At 57.3% G+C, this 14,089-nt stretch carries 14 protein-coding genes and 3 pseudogenes; 5 read left to right on the top strand and 12 right to left on the bottom strand.

Features of this window, described 5'->3' with window-relative positions:
- Positions 1-127 precede the first annotated feature (127 nt).
- Positions 128-604: pseudogene (locus BZ163_RS21630) on the top strand (sodium/glutamate symporter); the annotation flags it as partial.
- A 102-nt stretch (positions 605-706) separates the two neighbouring features.
- Here the strand turns inward: BZ163_RS21630 and BZ163_RS21635 are convergent.
- On the bottom strand, positions 707-1,486 hold the full coding sequence (locus tag BZ163_RS21635; protein ID WP_007934608.1) for an exodeoxyribonuclease III: 780 nt from the start codon (positions 1,484-1,486) through the stop codon (positions 707-709).
- 82 nt (positions 1,487-1,568) lie between these two features.
- Between BZ163_RS21635 and pyrE the strand changes: the two genes are divergently transcribed.
- The gene (pyrE, locus tag BZ163_RS21640) at positions 1,569-2,213 is read left to right on the top strand and encodes an orotate phosphoribosyltransferase (protein ID WP_128872511.1); all 645 of its coding nucleotides are present in this window, start codon (positions 1,569-1,571) and stop codon (positions 2,211-2,213) included.
- A gap of 55 nt (positions 2,214-2,268) precedes the next feature.
- On the opposite strand, the gene BZ163_RS21645 is transcribed toward pyrE, so the two are convergent.
- The 9 genes and pseudogenes from BZ163_RS21645 to coaBC form a co-directional block, all read right to left on the bottom strand.
- Entirely contained in the window at positions 2,269-3,138 is an 870-nt protein-coding gene (locus BZ163_RS21645) for a hypothetical protein (RefSeq protein WP_128872512.1), read from the bottom strand.
- Complete coding sequence (locus tag BZ163_RS21650) at positions 3,126-4,250, bottom strand: type IV toxin-antitoxin system AbiEi family antitoxin (RefSeq protein WP_256579086.1); 1,125 nt, start codon at positions 4,248-4,250, stop codon at positions 3,126-3,128. Before BZ163_RS21650 ends, BZ163_RS21645 begins: the two co-directional genes overlap by 13 nt.
- 68 nt (positions 4,251-4,318) lie before the next feature.
- Positions 4,319-4,702, bottom strand: a complete 384-nt coding sequence (locus BZ163_RS21655; protein WP_128872513.1) for a hypothetical protein — start codon at positions 4,700-4,702, stop codon at positions 4,319-4,321.
- Positions 4,689-5,261 carry a hypothetical protein gene (locus tag BZ163_RS21660; RefSeq protein WP_128872514.1) on the bottom strand — a complete coding sequence of 191 codons (573 nt, stop codon included), beginning with the start codon at positions 5,259-5,261 and terminating at the stop codon, positions 4,689-4,691. Before BZ163_RS21660 ends, BZ163_RS21655 begins: the two co-directional genes overlap by 14 nt.
- Before the next feature lie 18 nt (positions 5,262-5,279).
- Positions 5,280-5,540, bottom strand: coding sequence for a hypothetical protein (locus BZ163_RS21665; RefSeq protein ID WP_128872515.1), 261 nt, complete (start codon positions 5,538-5,540; stop codon positions 5,280-5,282).
- A 204-nt stretch (positions 5,541-5,744) separates the two neighbouring features.
- On the bottom strand, positions 5,745-6,650 hold the full coding sequence (gene argB, locus BZ163_RS21670) for an acetylglutamate kinase (protein WP_010465204.1): 906 nt from the start codon (positions 6,648-6,650) through the stop codon (positions 5,745-5,747).
- 39 nt (positions 6,651-6,689) lie between these two features.
- Positions 6,690-8,093: pseudogene (locus BZ163_RS21675) on the bottom strand (phosphomannomutase/phosphoglucomutase); the annotation flags it as partial.
- A 254-nt stretch (positions 8,094-8,347) separates the two neighbouring features.
- Positions 8,348-8,803: a dUTP diphosphatase gene (gene dut, locus BZ163_RS21685; protein WP_128872518.1), complete on the bottom strand. Its 456-nt coding sequence runs from the start codon at positions 8,801-8,803 to the stop codon at positions 8,348-8,350.
- A gap of 5 nt (positions 8,804-8,808) precedes the next feature.
- On the bottom strand, positions 8,809-10,017 hold the full coding sequence (gene coaBC, locus BZ163_RS21690; RefSeq protein ID WP_128872606.1) for a bifunctional phosphopantothenoylcysteine decarboxylase/phosphopantothenate--cysteine ligase CoaBC: 1,209 nt from the start codon (positions 10,015-10,017) through the stop codon (positions 8,809-8,811).
- 136 nt (positions 10,018-10,153) lie between these two features.
- Here coaBC and radC point away from each other — a divergent pair, with 136 nt between their 5' ends.
- A complete protein-coding gene (gene radC, locus BZ163_RS21695) occupies positions 10,154-10,828 on the top strand; it encodes a DNA repair protein RadC (RefSeq protein WP_128872519.1) in 675 nt (224 codons plus the stop codon).
- Between the two features lie 134 nt (positions 10,829-10,962).
- On the opposite strand, the pseudogene BZ163_RS21705 reads toward radC, so the two are convergent.
- A pseudogene (locus BZ163_RS21705) lies at positions 10,963-12,548 on the bottom strand (ABC transporter substrate-binding protein).
- A gap of 447 nt (positions 12,549-12,995) precedes the next feature.
- On the opposite strand from BZ163_RS21705, the gene rpmB reads away from it, so the two are divergent.
- A complete protein-coding gene (gene rpmB / locus BZ163_RS21710) occupies positions 12,996-13,229 on the top strand; it encodes a 50S ribosomal protein L28 (protein ID WP_007894701.1) in 234 nt (77 codons plus the stop codon).
- 11 nt (positions 13,230-13,240) lie between these two features.
- A complete protein-coding gene (gene rpmG, locus BZ163_RS21715; protein ID WP_007894709.1) occupies positions 13,241-13,396 on the top strand; it encodes a 50S ribosomal protein L33 in 156 nt (51 codons plus the stop codon).
- 105 nt (positions 13,397-13,501) lie between these two features.
- Here the strand turns inward: rpmG and BZ163_RS21720 are convergent, their stop codons facing one another.
- Positions 13,502-13,864: a cupin domain-containing protein gene (locus BZ163_RS21720; protein ID WP_128872520.1), complete on the bottom strand. Its 363-nt coding sequence runs from the start codon at positions 13,862-13,864 to the stop codon at positions 13,502-13,504.
- Positions 13,865-14,089: the final 225 nt, after the last annotated feature.

Consider the following 14,089-nt stretch of genomic DNA (forward strand, 5'->3'; position numbering starts at 1 on the left):
CACCCGACCTCGTCAGACATTGGGCTGGAAATTCCCTGTTGAAGTGTTGACGGATCATCTGCAACTGCTGGCAACCAATCGGCTCAACATTATCAACTGACTGTTGCACTTGGAACCTGAGGCCGCCTTGCCTACATTTGTTTGCGTCTTGTTCGTGGGTGTTGTTTTACGCAACGGACTTTCAGCACTGGGTTTGTATCAGGTGTTCGAACGTGAAGTCTCGGTGCTGGGTAATGTCAGCTTGTCGCTGTTTCTGGCGATCGCGTTGATGTCACTCAAACTGTGGGATCTGGCTTCGCTGGCGTTGCCGATCTTCATCATTCTGGCTGCGCAGACGTTGGTCATGGCGCTGTTTGCGATTTTCGTGACGTTCAGGGTCATGGGCAGTAACTACGACGCCGCCGTACTGGCAGCAGGGCATTGCGGTTTTGGACTGGGTGCCACGCCAACGGCCATCGCTAACATGCAAGCGGTGACACAGCGCTACGGACCTTCACAGATAGCGTTCCTTGTGGTGCCAATGGTGGGGGCTTTTTTCATCGATATCGTTAATGTCATTGTGATCAAGTTGTACCTAGCACTGCCATTCTTCGCCGCTGCATAAGAAAGATGCCCGTATCTCGCGATACGGGCATTTCCTGTCATCGGCCAGCAGATGGCCCGGTTCACACCGTTTTCTCGCGTTGGCTGGTGCGCCAGCGAAAAACTAGATGGTCAGCGTCCAGTCGTAGTCCACGATCAGCGGTGCGTGCTGCGAGAACCGCGGCTGGCGTGGCAAACGTGCGCTGCGTACAAAGCGGCGCAAGCCCGGCGTCAGCAACTGATAGTCGAAACGCCAACCGAGGTTGAGCATTTCCGCCTGTTCATTGTCCGGCCACCAGCTGTACTGGTCGCCTTCACGGCTGACTTCGCGCAGGGCATCGACATAGCCCATATTGCCGACAATCTCGTCCATCCAGGCACGTTCAGGTGCCAGGAAGCCCGGGGATTGCTGGCTGTCGCGCCAGTTCTTGATATCCAGCTTCTGTTGCGCCACGTACAGCGAGCCACAATAAATGTACTCGCGACGCTTGCGTCGCTGTTTATCCAGATAACGGGCGAAATCGTCCATTAGCTTGAACTTCTGGTTCAAATCTTCATCGCCGTTCTGCCCCGAAGGGAGCAGTAAGGTCGCGATGCTGACCTTGTCGAAATCGGCTTGCAGGTAGCGCCCGTAGCGGTCGGCTGTCTCGAAGCCGAGACCGCTGATGACTGCCTTCGGTTGCAACCGCGAATACAAAGCCACGCCACCCTGGGCGGGAACTTCGGCTTCGCAGGCATAAAGGAAGTAGCCATCCAGTTGGAAGGCTGGATCGTCCAGTTCAAAGGCGGAGGCGCGGGTGTCCTGCAGGCAGATGACGTCGGCATTCTGTGCTTGCAGCCAACTGAGCAACCCTCGCTCCACTGCAGCCTGAATACCATTGACGTTCACACTGATGATCCGCATAAATGGCCCCAAAAATCGCGTGCGTGTATGATACACGGCGTCAACCTAATTAGCTAAATCCGTGGTATTTGGGGTTTTTTTCATGCAAGCGTATCAGCGCGATTTCATTCGTTTTGCCATCGATCGCGGCGTTTTGCGCTTCGGCGAGTTCACCCTGAAGTCCGGGCGCACCAGTCCTTACTTCTTCAACGCCGGCCTGTTCAACTCGGGAAAGGCCCTGGCGCAGCTGGGTCGTTTCTATGCGGCAGCCATCGTCGAGAGCGGCATTCCCTTCGACGTACTGTTCGGTCCGGCCTACAAAGGCATCCCCCTGGCAGCGACCACTGCAGTGGCCCTGGCCGAACACCATGGGCGTGATTTGCCATGGTGCTTCAACCGCAAGGAGGCCAAGGCCCACGGCGAAGGCGGCAGCCTGGTGGGCGCACCATTGACCGGAGAGGTGCTGATCATCGACGACGTGATCACCGCGGGCACCGCGATCCGTGAGGTGATGCAGATCATCGCTTCCCAGGACGGTGCCAAGGCGGCGGGCGTGCTGATCGCGCTGAATCGCCAGGAGCGAGGCAACGGCGAGTTGTCGGCGATCCAGGAGGTGGAGCGTGACTTCGGCATCCCGGTGATCAGCATTGTTTCGCTGAACCAGGTGCTCGAATTCCTCGCGGACGATCCGCTGCTCAAGCAACACTTGCCGGCCGTAGAAGCGTACCGCGCCCAATTCGGCGTCTAAAGAAAAGGCCCTGTGAGAACAGGGCTTTTTTTGAGTGCTGGTATCAGGGTAGCTGTTACTCCCGTAGTCGCAATGCGCGCAATAAGGCATCAATCTGCCCGAAAGCGTCCTGTTGCCACTGACCCGGTGTGCGATCTCCCAGGATTTGGCTGTCTTCGACGAAGCGTCTTACTGAGGTCGGGCCGTAGCCCTCGGCGATATCAAACTTTTCGCAAATGAACTGAAAACCCTGTTCGCCACTTCCCGTTTCAAGTACTGGTCGACACTCTTCTGCAAGTGCTTCTATGCCTCCGGGATAATTGCGAATGCAGTAGTAGATGTCGTATGCGTCCTTCTGTTTGTGCCTTCCGTTCAGGGCATATCCCTTCATCGCGAGCAGTGCAGGGATCGAGCACACAGCGACCTCGACACGATTTTTTCCGCCCGTAGGCATGGGGCCTTCAATTGCAACCATCTGATAGAAACGCATGGCCAAGTCGGCGCCGTCGGCGCGTTGAACTGCAAAGTCGTTGAGAATGGGTGGCTTGTTTTGGATGATTTCGGCGTCGCGCGGCATCAAGAAATCCACGATCACATCTATCGCAGCTCCACCGTCCTGCACGGGAACCTGGCGGACTAGTTGGAATCGCCGAAGTGCTCCTCTTTGCTCGTATCCATTGCCCATCAGTGCTTCGATCAATGTTGCGTACTCGCCATCACCGAGAGCCTCTGCGTTCAGGCTTAAATCGACATCAAGGGTACCAACGTGTTGCATATCGTCATTCGCAAGCAGAAGCCACGGCACCGCTCCTCCGATCACTGCAAACTTGCCTCTGAAGGAACCAAGAATTTGACCCATTTCGACTAATACCGCCTTCACTGCAGTCGTCGTTCTGTCGTCATAATCTGAAGCGGATTGAGGCTCTTGAGGTGCTAACGGGGCCATGTCAATTTTTCCTGTCGTAGATACTCGGCAGCTTCCTTTCCTCGCTCTCCTGCTACCGATAGATCCAGATAGGTCTGAACTGGACTGGTGCATATGGCGCCCGGCGCGGCTTCAACGGTGTCCAGTAGAAGTCCTTCGTCCTTGGGTAAAGTGATCACTACGTTTTCTCCCTTTGACGCGGGAACTAGCTGCAGTGCTTTGACCAATTTCTCTAGACCTTGAATGTCCGCATAAAAGTAATTCGTGCTGACTCGAGCATAGGGCGCAAGCCATTGAGCGGCAGAAAATGAGGAAAAAAGCGCGTGTGCGTTTCTGCTTTCTCCGATAGCGTTCCGCGCCGCATTTTCCAATGCGCTGCCATGTAAGGTTGTATAGAACTTTTTACGGTCCCCTGATGGAGGCTCGTATGTTTCGACCCATGCATCCAAAAGGGCTTTAGGATCGGATAGACATACACCCTCGTTTGTTGTTTTTGCCCATTCTCGATTCAGCAGAGCGGTGCGGACATTGCTGACTTGACCCAGACTCGCTCCGGAAGCTTCGGAAAGCTCCATCACCCGCCAGACTCTGTCCGGTTCCCGAAGCATCATACGAATGATCTGAGCTGATTTTGGTTTGAAGAGAGACTTCAGCTCCCTGTTCTCCGAGGGTGGCCTGTCAGCAACTTGGTGGTCAATGAATACACCATCGAATGAAATCCAGGAATTGCCTTCCAGGTCCAGATATCCCACACCTTTTTCCCGACACGCTTGTCTGGTTACGGGTGAAAGATAAGGTGCGACCACGATAGGCGTAGCCTGTGTGTTCCGCTCGTTCACGTAGTCGCGAAGCTGAAGTATGGCTGCGTTTATGAATCTGGGCTGACCACTTGCTTTGACCTCGCAGACGAGAGAGTGCGATTTACCTGATGTGTTTACCTCGACAACGAAGTCGGGAGTCCAGGCTTTTGAAAGCGGGACAGATTTCAGGCTTTTAATCTCGAGGATCGGTATTTTACTCAGGAGGTTTCGCAACGCGTCTCTTGCGTGCATTTCGAGTTCTTTCATTGATTTAGCCCTTTTCAACGAATGCTGAAAATAGCCATTCTGGTGAAAACTGTCGATGATTTTCATCCAGCATGATTATTTCAGCGAATGTTGAAAATAGGGATAGCAGTGAAATATGGAAAGCGGACGTGCTACTAGCCCAGCTTCCGCCATTTATCGATAAGCCGCACAGCGAGCCATACATTGAGCAGCGCAAACACCAGCAGCGCCAAGACGACGAACACGTAAAGCGTGCGATCCACGTCGAAATCCCACAGGTCCAGCGTGCTGCTGCCCATGATTCTCACTGCAGCAGGAAAGTTGACGTAAAACAGCGCCAGGAAGGCGCTTGTCAGAGGGAGGGCGCAGGCGAACAAAACGTTCGTTACCTTTTTTCGGCTACGTTTTCTGGCGAGCGGACCAGATAGGCTTTCATCCAGCTCCAGTGCTTCATGCAGCCTCTGCCACGCCAGGTTGAACATGAAGGTGGTCAAGGTCAGCAGCAATCCACTGACCGCCACGATGTCACTGAACGGCATTGATCCCCAGCGTTGCGCAGAGCAAGTCGTGAGAATCCTCGCTGATCTCGAACTGCCCGGCGCTGCCTTTACGTTTTGTGATGGGTTTGAAGGTCGGTTCGTTCTGTGTGATCAGCATGTTCAGCTCATCACGAATGACGTCCGAACTGATCACCACCAGGTACACCGTCTGCGCATGTTCCGCAGACTCGATCACGGCTCGCATGCTGTGTCGCAAGATTTCGTCCAGCTGATTGCGAAAGCGTGAAACCGTGTTTTTCAGCAAGGTTTTGCTCTGGCTTTGGGTCAACTGGAAAATCGTCGATATCTGCGATTCGGTCGGCAATGTTTGCCCGAAGTAGTTTTGAATCAAGTACAGCAGGCGATCCTGTTTAGCTTCATCGGCCCGACTCGGCATGCCGCCTTCGACCAGCATCTTCAAATATTCGGTCAGGCTGGCCTTGGCGATACGCTGCAAAGCATGAGCGATTTCGCTATCGGAAATCTTCAGGGTCTTTTTGACCGGCTCCTTCTGTTCCTGCTCGAAAGCCTGGGCGTCGATCGTGAACGAGATCTGCATGGCCTAATGTCTCCGAGGCTATTTTTCGCTGGCAGGGTTGGAAGTTTCGACCTGCTTGATCCCGGTGGGTTTGTCGGTTTTTTTCGGATATGGATCAACCACGGCGTCGCCTTGGCCGGTAAGAACTTTCCATCCATTGCGTGTGTGCGTCGATTTCTGGTGCTGAGGGCACGGTGGGATCGAGGTTTTTGCCTGATTCGAATACTTATGCCCGCAGTCCACGCATTCAAAGGTGCCTGCTGAAACATCGCTGCCGTAAGGAACGTATTCTTTTTGCATGAGGTCGATCTCCTGTGGATTCAGGGAAGATCCTATTCGGACTAATGCTGGCCGGATGTCGGACGTTTCGCTTAGTTAGGTCAGACATTTCCTATGCGCATAAAAAAGATCGCAGACTTCGTCAATTCCTACAGGGTTTTCGTATATCCGAAAATCCGTCGTTGCAGGAGTTGCCGAAGGCTGCGATCTTTTGCTATTGCTGAATCAGTGACGCTTGCGATTACTGATCAAAGTACCCACACCAGTGTCGGTGAAGATCTCCAGCAGAATCGCATTCGGCACCCGGCCATCGATGATCAGCGAACTGCCAACGCCGCCTTGCACGGCTTCCAGCGCGCAACGGATCTTCGGCAGCATGCCGCCGTAGATGGTGCCGTCGGCGATCAGTTCGTCGACCTGTTGGGTGGTCAGGCCGGTCAGGACCGTGCCCGACTTGTCCATCAGGCCGGCGATGTTGGTCAGCAGCATCAGCTTTTCGGCTTTCAGCGCTTCGGCGACTTTACCCGCCACCAGGTCGGCGTTGATGTTGTAGGACTCGCCGTTGGCGCCGACGCCGATTGGCGCGATCACCGGGATGAAGTCGCCTTTGACCAGCAGGTTCAGCAGGTCGGTGTTGATCCCGACCACTTCGCCCACCTGGCCGATGTCGATGATTTCCGGCTGGGTCATCTCCGGTGTCTGGCGGGTCACGGTGAGCTTTTTCGCGCGAATCAGCTCGGCGTCTTTACCGGTCAGGCCGATGGCGCTGCCGCCATGACGGTTGATCAGGTTGACGATGTCCTTGTTCACCTGGCCCCCGAGGACCATTTCCACCACGTCCATGGTCTGCGCGTCAGTCACGCGCATGCCATCGATGAAGTGGCTCTCGATCGACAAGCGCTTGAGCAGGTCGCCGATTTGCGGGCCGCCACCGTGCACCACCACCGGGTTGATGCCCACGGCTTTCATCAGCACGATGTCGCGGGCGAAGCCGGTTTTCAGCTCCTCGCTTTCCATCGCGTTGCCGCCGTATTTGATCACCAGCGTCTTGCCGACATAGCGGCGGATGTAAGGCAGCGCTTCGGACAGGACCTTGGCGGTGTTGGCGGCGGCTTCGCGTTCGAGGGTCATTCAGGGCTCCGGCACTTCGATAAAAGGCGCTTCAATAAATCAAAACGGTAGTTGGAGATCAGGTGCAACACGCTTCAACTGGACTTTGAATACGTCCTTGATGCGCTGCAATTCCGCCTCGTCATCGGCCTCGAAGCGCAGCACCAGCACCGGTGTGGTGTTGGAGGCGCGAACCAGGCCCCAGCCTTTGGCGTAGTCGACTCGCACGCCGTCAATGGTGGTCAGGTCAGCGCCTTCGCCCCACTTCGCGTCGTGCAATGCATCAATGATGCTGAATTTGCTCTCTTCGGTCACATGGATATTGATTTCTGGCGTAGAAATATCGTTCGGGAAGGTCGCAAACAACTCTTCCGCGGTGGATTTTTCCTTGCTGAGGATCTCCAGCAGGCGCGCGGCGCTGTAGATGCCGTCGTCGAAACCGAACCAGCGCTCCTTGAAGAAGATGTGGCCGCTCATTTCGCCGGCCAACAGGGCGCCGGTTTGTTTCATTTTCTTTTTGATCAACGAGTGACCGGTCTTCCACATAAGCGGACGACCGCCATATTCCTTGATCAGCGGCGTCAGGCGACGGGTGCATTTGACGTCGAAGATGATTTCCGCGTCAGCGTTGCGCGCCAGTACGTCGCGGGCGAACAGCATCAGCAGGCGGTCCGGATAGACGATGCTGCCGGTGTTGGTCACTACGCCGACGCGGTCGCCGTCGCCGTCGAAAGCCAGGCCGAGGTCAGCGTTGGTTTCCTTGACCTTGGCGATCAGGTCCACCAGGTTTTCCGGCTTGCCTGGATCCGGATGGTGGTTCGGGAAGTTGCCGTCGACCTCGCAGAACAGCGGAATGACTTCGCAGTTCAGGGCTTCGATCAGCTGCGGGGCAATTACGCCGGCCGCGCCGTTGCCGCAGTCGACCACGACTTTCAGGCGGCGGGCGAGTTTGATGTCCTGGACGATTTCGGTGTTGTAGCGATCGAGGATCTCGACCTGGGTGATGCTGCCCTGGCCGCTGCTCAGGTTGTTGGTCTTGAGGCGATCGTGCAGGGCCTGGATCTGTTCGTTGGCCAAGGTGTCGCCAGCGATGACGATCTTGAAGCCGTTGTAGTTCGACGGGTTGTGGCTGCCGGTCAACATGACACCGGATTTGCCGGCCAGTACGTTGGCGGCGTAGTACAGCGCAGGGGTTGGCACCAGACCGACGTCGCTGACGTGGCAGCCGCTCTCGGCCAGGCCTTTGATCAGTTGTTCTACCAGTTCCGGGCCGGACAGGCGCCCGTCGCGGCCAACGGAAACGTTGGGTTCGTTCTGGGCCAGGCTCTGGGAGCCGATGGCGCGACCAAGCCAATAAGCGGTTTCAGCGTTCAAGAATTCCGGGACGGTGCCGCGAATATCGTAGGCGCGGAAGATGCTGTCGGGGAACTTGGGTGCAACATTTGCCGGGGTGCTCATTACTGGGAATGCTCCATCTTGAAAGTGGCTGGGCCTGTCGGCGAAAAACTCACCGGCTGGCTCAAACTGAAGGGTATGACGGCGTTTTCGGCAGAGAGTTCGTGGTGTGTAAAGGCCATGCCACCTGCTTTTGCGGGGGAATCACCGGCCAATGCCTTGATTTTGAGCCGTAAACCTTCCAGATGAACTTTGTGCAAATTTCAGCAAACAAAGCACCTGTGGCGAGGGAGCAAGCTCCCTCGCCACAGGTATCGTGCTGATCAGTGGCTGCCGGAATGCCCGAAACCACCCGTGCCGCGCTGGGTTTCGACGAACTCTTCGACCATCTCGAAGTGCGCTTGAACCACCGGCACCAACACCAGCTGAGCCAGGCGTTCGCCGACCACCATGTTGAATTCGGTCTGGCCACGATTCCAGCACGACACCATCAGCGGGCCCTGGTAATCGGAATCGATCAGACCGACCAGGTTACCCAGCACGATGCCGTGTTTATGACCCAGGCCGGAGCGCGGCAGAATCAGCGCCGCCAGGCCGGGGTCGCCGATGTACACCGACAGGCCGGTAGGAATCAGCAGGGTTTCGCCCGGCTTGATGACAGTGTCTTTTTCCAGCATGGCGCGCAGGTCAAGGCCGGCGGAGCCGGGCGTGGCGTACTGCGGCAGCGGGAATTCGGTACCGATGCGGGGGTCGAGGATCTTGGCTTGCAAAGCGTGCATGTAAATTAAACCTGGTTCAGACGTTCGGCGATAAAAGTGATCAGCTGGCGGGCAATCTTGCTCTTGCTGGTCTGGGCGAAAAGTGTGGCGTGTAACTCACGGTCGATCACGCTGCAGGCGTTTTCTTCGCTGTTGAAGCCAATGCTCGGGTTGGCGACGTCATTGGCGACGATCAAATCGAGGTTCTTGTCTTTCAACTTGCGGGCAGCGTAGTCGAGCAGGTGTTCGGTTTCGGCGGCGAAGCCGACACTGAATGGACGGTCGGGACGGGTGGCGATGGTGGCCAGGATGTCTGGGTTGCGCACCATCTGTAGCAACAAGCCGTCGCCGTTCGTAGGATCTTTCTTGAGTTTCTGTGGGGCAACGACTTCCGGGCGGTAGTCTGCGACTGCTGCCGAGGCGATAAACAGGTCGCAGGGGATCGCGGCTTCACACGCGGCGAGCATGTCGCGGGCGCTGACCACGTCGATGCGGGTGACGCGATCCGGCGTCGGCAGGTGCACCGGCCCGGTGATCAGCGTGACACGGGCGCCGGCTTCTACCGCGGCTTCGGCCAGGGCAAAGCCCATTTTCCCTGAGCTGTGGTTGGTGATGTAGCGCACCGGGTCGATGTTTTCCTGGGTCGGGCCGGCGGTGATCAGCACGTGTTTGCCGGTCAGTGCCTGACGCTGGAAGCAGTCCGCCGCACACTGGGCGAGGTCGGTGGCTTCGAGCATGCGGCCCATGCCGACGTCGCCGCAGGCCTGGCTGCCTGAGGCCGGGCCGAAGACTTTGAGAGCGCGGTTTTCGAGGGTTTGCAGGTTGGCCTGGGTGGCTGGATCGCGCCACATGGCCTGATTCATCGCCGGGGCAACGGCGACCACGGCGTCGGTGGCCAGCACCAGCGTGGTCAGCAAGTCGTCGGCAATGCCTTGGGCCAGGCGGGCGATCAGGTCCGCGGTGGCGGGGGCGATCAGCACCAGGTCGGCCCATTTGGCCAGTTCGATGTGGCCCATGGCGGCTTCTGCCGCAGGGTCCAGCAGGTCGAGGTGGACCGGGTGCCCGGAGAGGGCCTGCATGGTCAGCGGGGTAATGAACTCACTGCCACCGCGGGTCATGACCACGCGCACTTCGGCGCCCTGGTCGATCAAGCGGCGAACCAGATCGGCGCTTTTATAGGCAGCAATGCCACCGCCGACGCCCAGAACGATGCGTTTCCGATACAGCCGCTGCATAGGTCTGCCTTTCATTTCGTTGATGACTGCATGGCGATACCCCCTCCCCAGGGATGAAATCGCCCGCAAAAAAGATGGGCTACGATATCACAGCGACCGCTACGGAACAGCGGCGCCCATATTCCAGGGAGGTGTTATGAGTATTCGCGATTGGCCGGCAGCCGAGCGGCCGCGGGAGAGATTGCTTGAACTGGGGGCAGCGAGTCTTTCGGATGCCGAACTGCTGGCCATTTTTTTACGAACCGGTGTGGCCGGCAAAAGCGCGGTGGACCTGGCGCGACACCTCTTGAGTCAGTTTGGCAGCCTGCGCTCGTTATTCGAGGCTGATCAGGCCGAGTTCAGCAGGCACTTGGGGCTTGGGCCGGCGAAGTTCGCTCAGTTGCAGGCGGCGCAGGAAATGGGCAGGCGGCATTTGGCCGAACGGGCGCGCCAGAAATCGGCGCTGGAAAATCCGCAGGCGGTTCGGGATTACCTGAAGTCGATGCTCCGCCACGAGCCTCATGAGGTGTTCGGCTGTCTGTTTCTGGACTCCAGGCATCAAGTGCTGGCCTTCGAGGCGTTGTTTCGCGGCTCGATCGACAGCACCAGTGTCCATCCCCGGCAGGTGGTCAAGCGTGCCCTGGCCCACAACGCCGCAGCATTGATCCTCTGCCACAATCACCCGTCGGGCAATACCAACCCCAGTCAGGCCGACCGCACGTTGACCAAGCGCCTGCAGGAGGCGCTGGATCTGATCGATGTGCGGGTGCTCGACCATTTCATCATCGGGGATGGCGAGCCGCTGTCCATGGCCGAGTATGGGTGGCTGTAGCGGGAAGCCCGACAAACACAAATTCCCTGTGAGCGGGCTTGCTCGCGAAAGCGGTGTGTCAGGCAACATTGATGTCGACTGACACGCCCCCTTCGCGAGCAAGCCCGCTCCCACAGGATTTGTGGCGACGCTGATTATTTGAGGCTGACCTTGGAGTAATCCTGGCGGCCAAACGGGCTGACCGAGTACCCCTCGACATCCTTGCGCGTCAGCGCGAAGGCGGTCGGGTGGGCCAGCGGCAGCCATAACGCCTGCTGCTGGATCTGCGCCTGGGCCTGTTCGTAGAGCTTGGTGCGCACACCTTGCTCGCTGGTGGTCTTGCCGGCGTTGATCAATTTGTCCAGGTCCTGGTTGCAGTAGCGGGCAAAGTTGGTGCCCGACTTGAGCGCGGCGCAGGAAAACTGCGGCGTAAGGAAGTTGTCCGGGTCCCCGTTGTCGCCGGCCCAGCCCATGAACAGCAGGTCGTGTTCACCGGCCTTGGCGCGGCGAATCAACTCGCCCCATTCGATCACCCGAATCTCGGCCTGAATACCGATCTGCGCGAGGTCCGATTGCAGCATTTGAGCGCTGAGGCTCGGGTTCGGGTTGAGCAGGCTGCCGGAAGGTCGGGTCCAGATGGTGGTCTTGAAACCGTCCTTGAGCCCGGCCTTGGCCATCAAGGCTTGCGCCTTTGCGACGTCATGCGGGTAGCCCGGCAAACCTTTGGCGTAACTCCAGGTGTTCGGTGGATACGGGCCATTGGCGGGCTCGGCGGTGTCTTCGAACACGGCCTTGACGTAGTTGGCCTTGTCGAACGCGAGGTTGATCGCCTGGCGCACTTCAGGCTTGTCCAGCGGTGGATGCTGCTGTTGATGGCGACGAACGCGGTCATGAATGCGTCCGTCTTTTCCACTTTCAGGTTGGGTTCCTTCAGCGCCGATTGCACGTCCAGGGGCTTGGGCGACAGGGCAATCTGGCACTCGTTGCGGCGCAACTTCTGCAGGCGCACGTTGGCATCCGGGGTGATGGCGAAGATCAGCGGGTCGACCGACGGCTTGCCACGGAAGTAGTCGGCGTTGGCCTTGTAGCGAATCGAGGCATCTTTCTGGAAGCGCGTGAAGATGAATGGGCCGGTGCCGATCGGCTGGCTGTTGAGCTTCTCCGGGGTGCCGGCCTTCATCAGTTTGTCGGCGTATTCGGCGGAATAGATCGAGGCGAAACCCATGCTCAGGGTCGCAAGGAAAGTCGAGTCGGGATGGTCGAGGGTGAAGCGCACGGTCAATGGGTCCAGCGCGTCGATCTTCTTGATCAATGCCGGCAACTGCATCGACTGGGCATGCGGAAAGCCGCTCTGGGCCACTTTGTGCCACGGGTTGGCAGGGTCGAGCATGCGGTCGAAGCTGAACTTCACGTCTTCGGCGGTCAGGTCGCGGGCCGGGCTGAAGTATTCGGTACGGTGGAATTTCACTTTCGGGTGCAGCTTGAAGACATAGGTCAAGCCATCGGGGGTGACTTCCCAGCTGTCCGCGAGTCCGGCGACCACGTTGGCGCTGGCCGTATCGAAATCCACCAGGCGGTTCATCAGCACATCGGCCGAGGCGTTGGTGGTGGTCAGCGAGTTGTATTGCACCACATCGAACCCTTCCGGGCTGGCCTCGGTGCAGACACTCAAGGCGGCTGCCATAGCCTGTGGGCTCAGCAGAAGCGGGGCAAGCAACAGCGGTAGGGCAGCGAGGCGCATGGTCGGATTCCTTTACAGATCGAAGGCCCATCTGCAAGTGCAGTCTGGAAAAGGCTTACCCTAGTGGGCTCTTTTGCAAATGACTATCCCCTTTTTCATTTTAAGGGGAGTATGTGCGATTGATGTGGGTGTGCGGCGGTTGGCAAAAAACCTCGATAGGTGGCTCGGCCGATTTTCTGCGACGAGCGGTCGCTATCGACGACAGCCTTTGTCTTGGGCGCTCGAAGCCAGAAAAAACCGCTTTTTATCAGCTCCACGCACACGGAATGTTGTTGCTTTCCAGTCTTTCTGGTATAAAGCAGCGCTCTTTTCTAGGGGCCCGGTTCCTTCACTTGTAGGTGTAGCCGGTAAGACCTCTAAAGAAACGCGGCGCCTGGCGCCAAATGACTGAGAGATTAAGCGGCCAACCCATGCCGGGTTGGGCATGTGGTTTTAGAGGGCTGAGGCATGTCGAGAGTATGTCAAGTTACCGGTAAGGGTCCGGTAACTGGGAATAACATTTCCCACGCAAATAACAAAACCCGTCGTCGTTTCCTGCCGAACCTGCAGCATCACCGCTTCTGGGTTGAAGAAGAGAAACGTTTCGTGCGTCTGCGCGTATCTGCCAAAGGCATGCGTATCATCGACAAGCGTGGCATCACTGTCGTGCTGGCCGAAATCCGCAAAGCTGGCAAGATCTAAGGGAGCTAATCATGCGTGAATTGATTCGTTTGATTTCGAGCGCCGGTACTGGTCACTTCTACACTACCGACAAGAACAAGCGTACTACCCCGGACAAAATCGAGATCAAGAAATTTGATCCGGTTGTTCGCAAGCACGTGATCTACAAAGAAGGCAAAATCAAGTAATTGATTTTTCCTCTTACGAAAAAGGCCCGTATCGCGAGATACGGGCCTTTTTTGTCGCTTGGGGTTTTGTGTTGCTCTTCAGGCCGGCCTGGACAACCCAAATCTTCAGACCTTCTGTTCAAACGCCACGTAGATCTTGCGGCATGGCTCCAGCACCTCCCAAGTGCCCCGAAACCCGGCCGGAATGACGAAGCGATCGCCCGCGCGCACGGTTTTGCTGTTGCCGTCGTTGTCGCGCAGCACTGAAACGCCCTGAACGATCTCGCAATATTCGTGTTCGGTGAAGTTCACATGCCACTGACCGACTGCACCTTCCCAAACACCAGCGTTCAGCTGACCGCAAGGGCTGTTGTAGTGGTTGTAAACCACTTGCTCGGGATCGCCCTTGAGGATTTTCGCTTGATCCGGCTTATAGCGCTCGGGCTCGGTAGCGGCCTGGTTGAAGTCGACGATGTCCTGGATGCTCATTGTTGTAATCCCCCGTGATTGCGGCGCGAGTGGCTGGAATACGCAAAGTCTATGTTTATTAAAATGAACACCGCAAGCCCGTTTACCGACCTTGTGTCAAATATATTGAAACAACCCCGGCCACTGGTTTAGGGTGGCGGTTGCCCTGGGCCGAAAGTGCAGGCTGGCCGGGCAGCATTCCTGAGATCGCCCGCGAAGAACGCGGGGCGCTCGCATTCAACAAGA

Source organism: Pseudomonas sp. VI4.1 (assembly GCF_002029345.1).
Lineage (GTDB): Bacteria > Pseudomonadota > Gammaproteobacteria > Pseudomonadales > Pseudomonadaceae > Aquipseudomonas.

Excerpts from the sequence above, each read along its gene's own strand:
- BZ163_RS21635 (WP_007934608.1), bottom strand. The coding sequence starts at position 1,486 with ATGCGGATCATCAGTGTGAACGTCAATGGTATTCAGGCTGCAGTGGAG.
- pyrE (WP_128872511.1), top strand. The coding sequence starts at position 1,569 with ATGCAAGCGTATCAGCGCGATTTCATTCGTTTTGCCATCGATCGCGGC.
- BZ163_RS21645 (WP_128872512.1), bottom strand. The coding sequence starts at position 3,138 with ATGGCCCCGTTAGCACCTCAAGAGCCTCAATCCGCTTCAGATTATGAC.
- BZ163_RS21650 (WP_256579086.1), bottom strand. The coding sequence starts at position 4,250 with ATGAAAATCATCGACAGTTTTCACCAGAATGGCTATTTTCAGCATTCG.
- BZ163_RS21655 (WP_128872513.1), bottom strand. The coding sequence starts at position 4,702 with ATGCCGTTCAGTGACATCGTGGCGGTCAGTGGATTGCTGCTGACCTTG.
- BZ163_RS21660 (WP_128872514.1), bottom strand. The coding sequence starts at position 5,261 with ATGCAGATCTCGTTCACGATCGACGCCCAGGCTTTCGAGCAGGAACAG.
- BZ163_RS21665 (WP_128872515.1), bottom strand. The coding sequence starts at position 5,540 with ATGCAAAAAGAATACGTTCCTTACGGCAGCGATGTTTCAGCAGGCACC.
- argB (WP_010465204.1), bottom strand. The coding sequence starts at position 6,650 with ATGACCCTCGAACGCGAAGCCGCCGCCAACACCGCCAAGGTCCTGTCC.
- dut (WP_128872518.1), bottom strand. The coding sequence starts at position 8,803 with ATGCACGCTTTGCAAGCCAAGATCCTCGACCCCCGCATCGGTACCGAA.
- coaBC (WP_128872606.1), bottom strand. The coding sequence starts at position 10,017 with ATGCAGCGGCTGTATCGGAAACGCATCGTTCTGGGCGTCGGCGGTGGC.
- radC (WP_128872519.1), top strand. The coding sequence starts at position 10,154 with ATGAGTATTCGCGATTGGCCGGCAGCCGAGCGGCCGCGGGAGAGATTG.
- rpmB (WP_007894701.1), top strand. The coding sequence starts at position 12,996 with ATGTCGAGAGTATGTCAAGTTACCGGTAAGGGTCCGGTAACTGGGAAT.
- rpmG (WP_007894709.1), top strand. The coding sequence starts at position 13,241 with ATGCGTGAATTGATTCGTTTGATTTCGAGCGCCGGTACTGGTCACTTC.
- BZ163_RS21720 (WP_128872520.1), bottom strand. The coding sequence starts at position 13,864 with ATGAGCATCCAGGACATCGTCGACTTCAACCAGGCCGCTACCGAGCCC.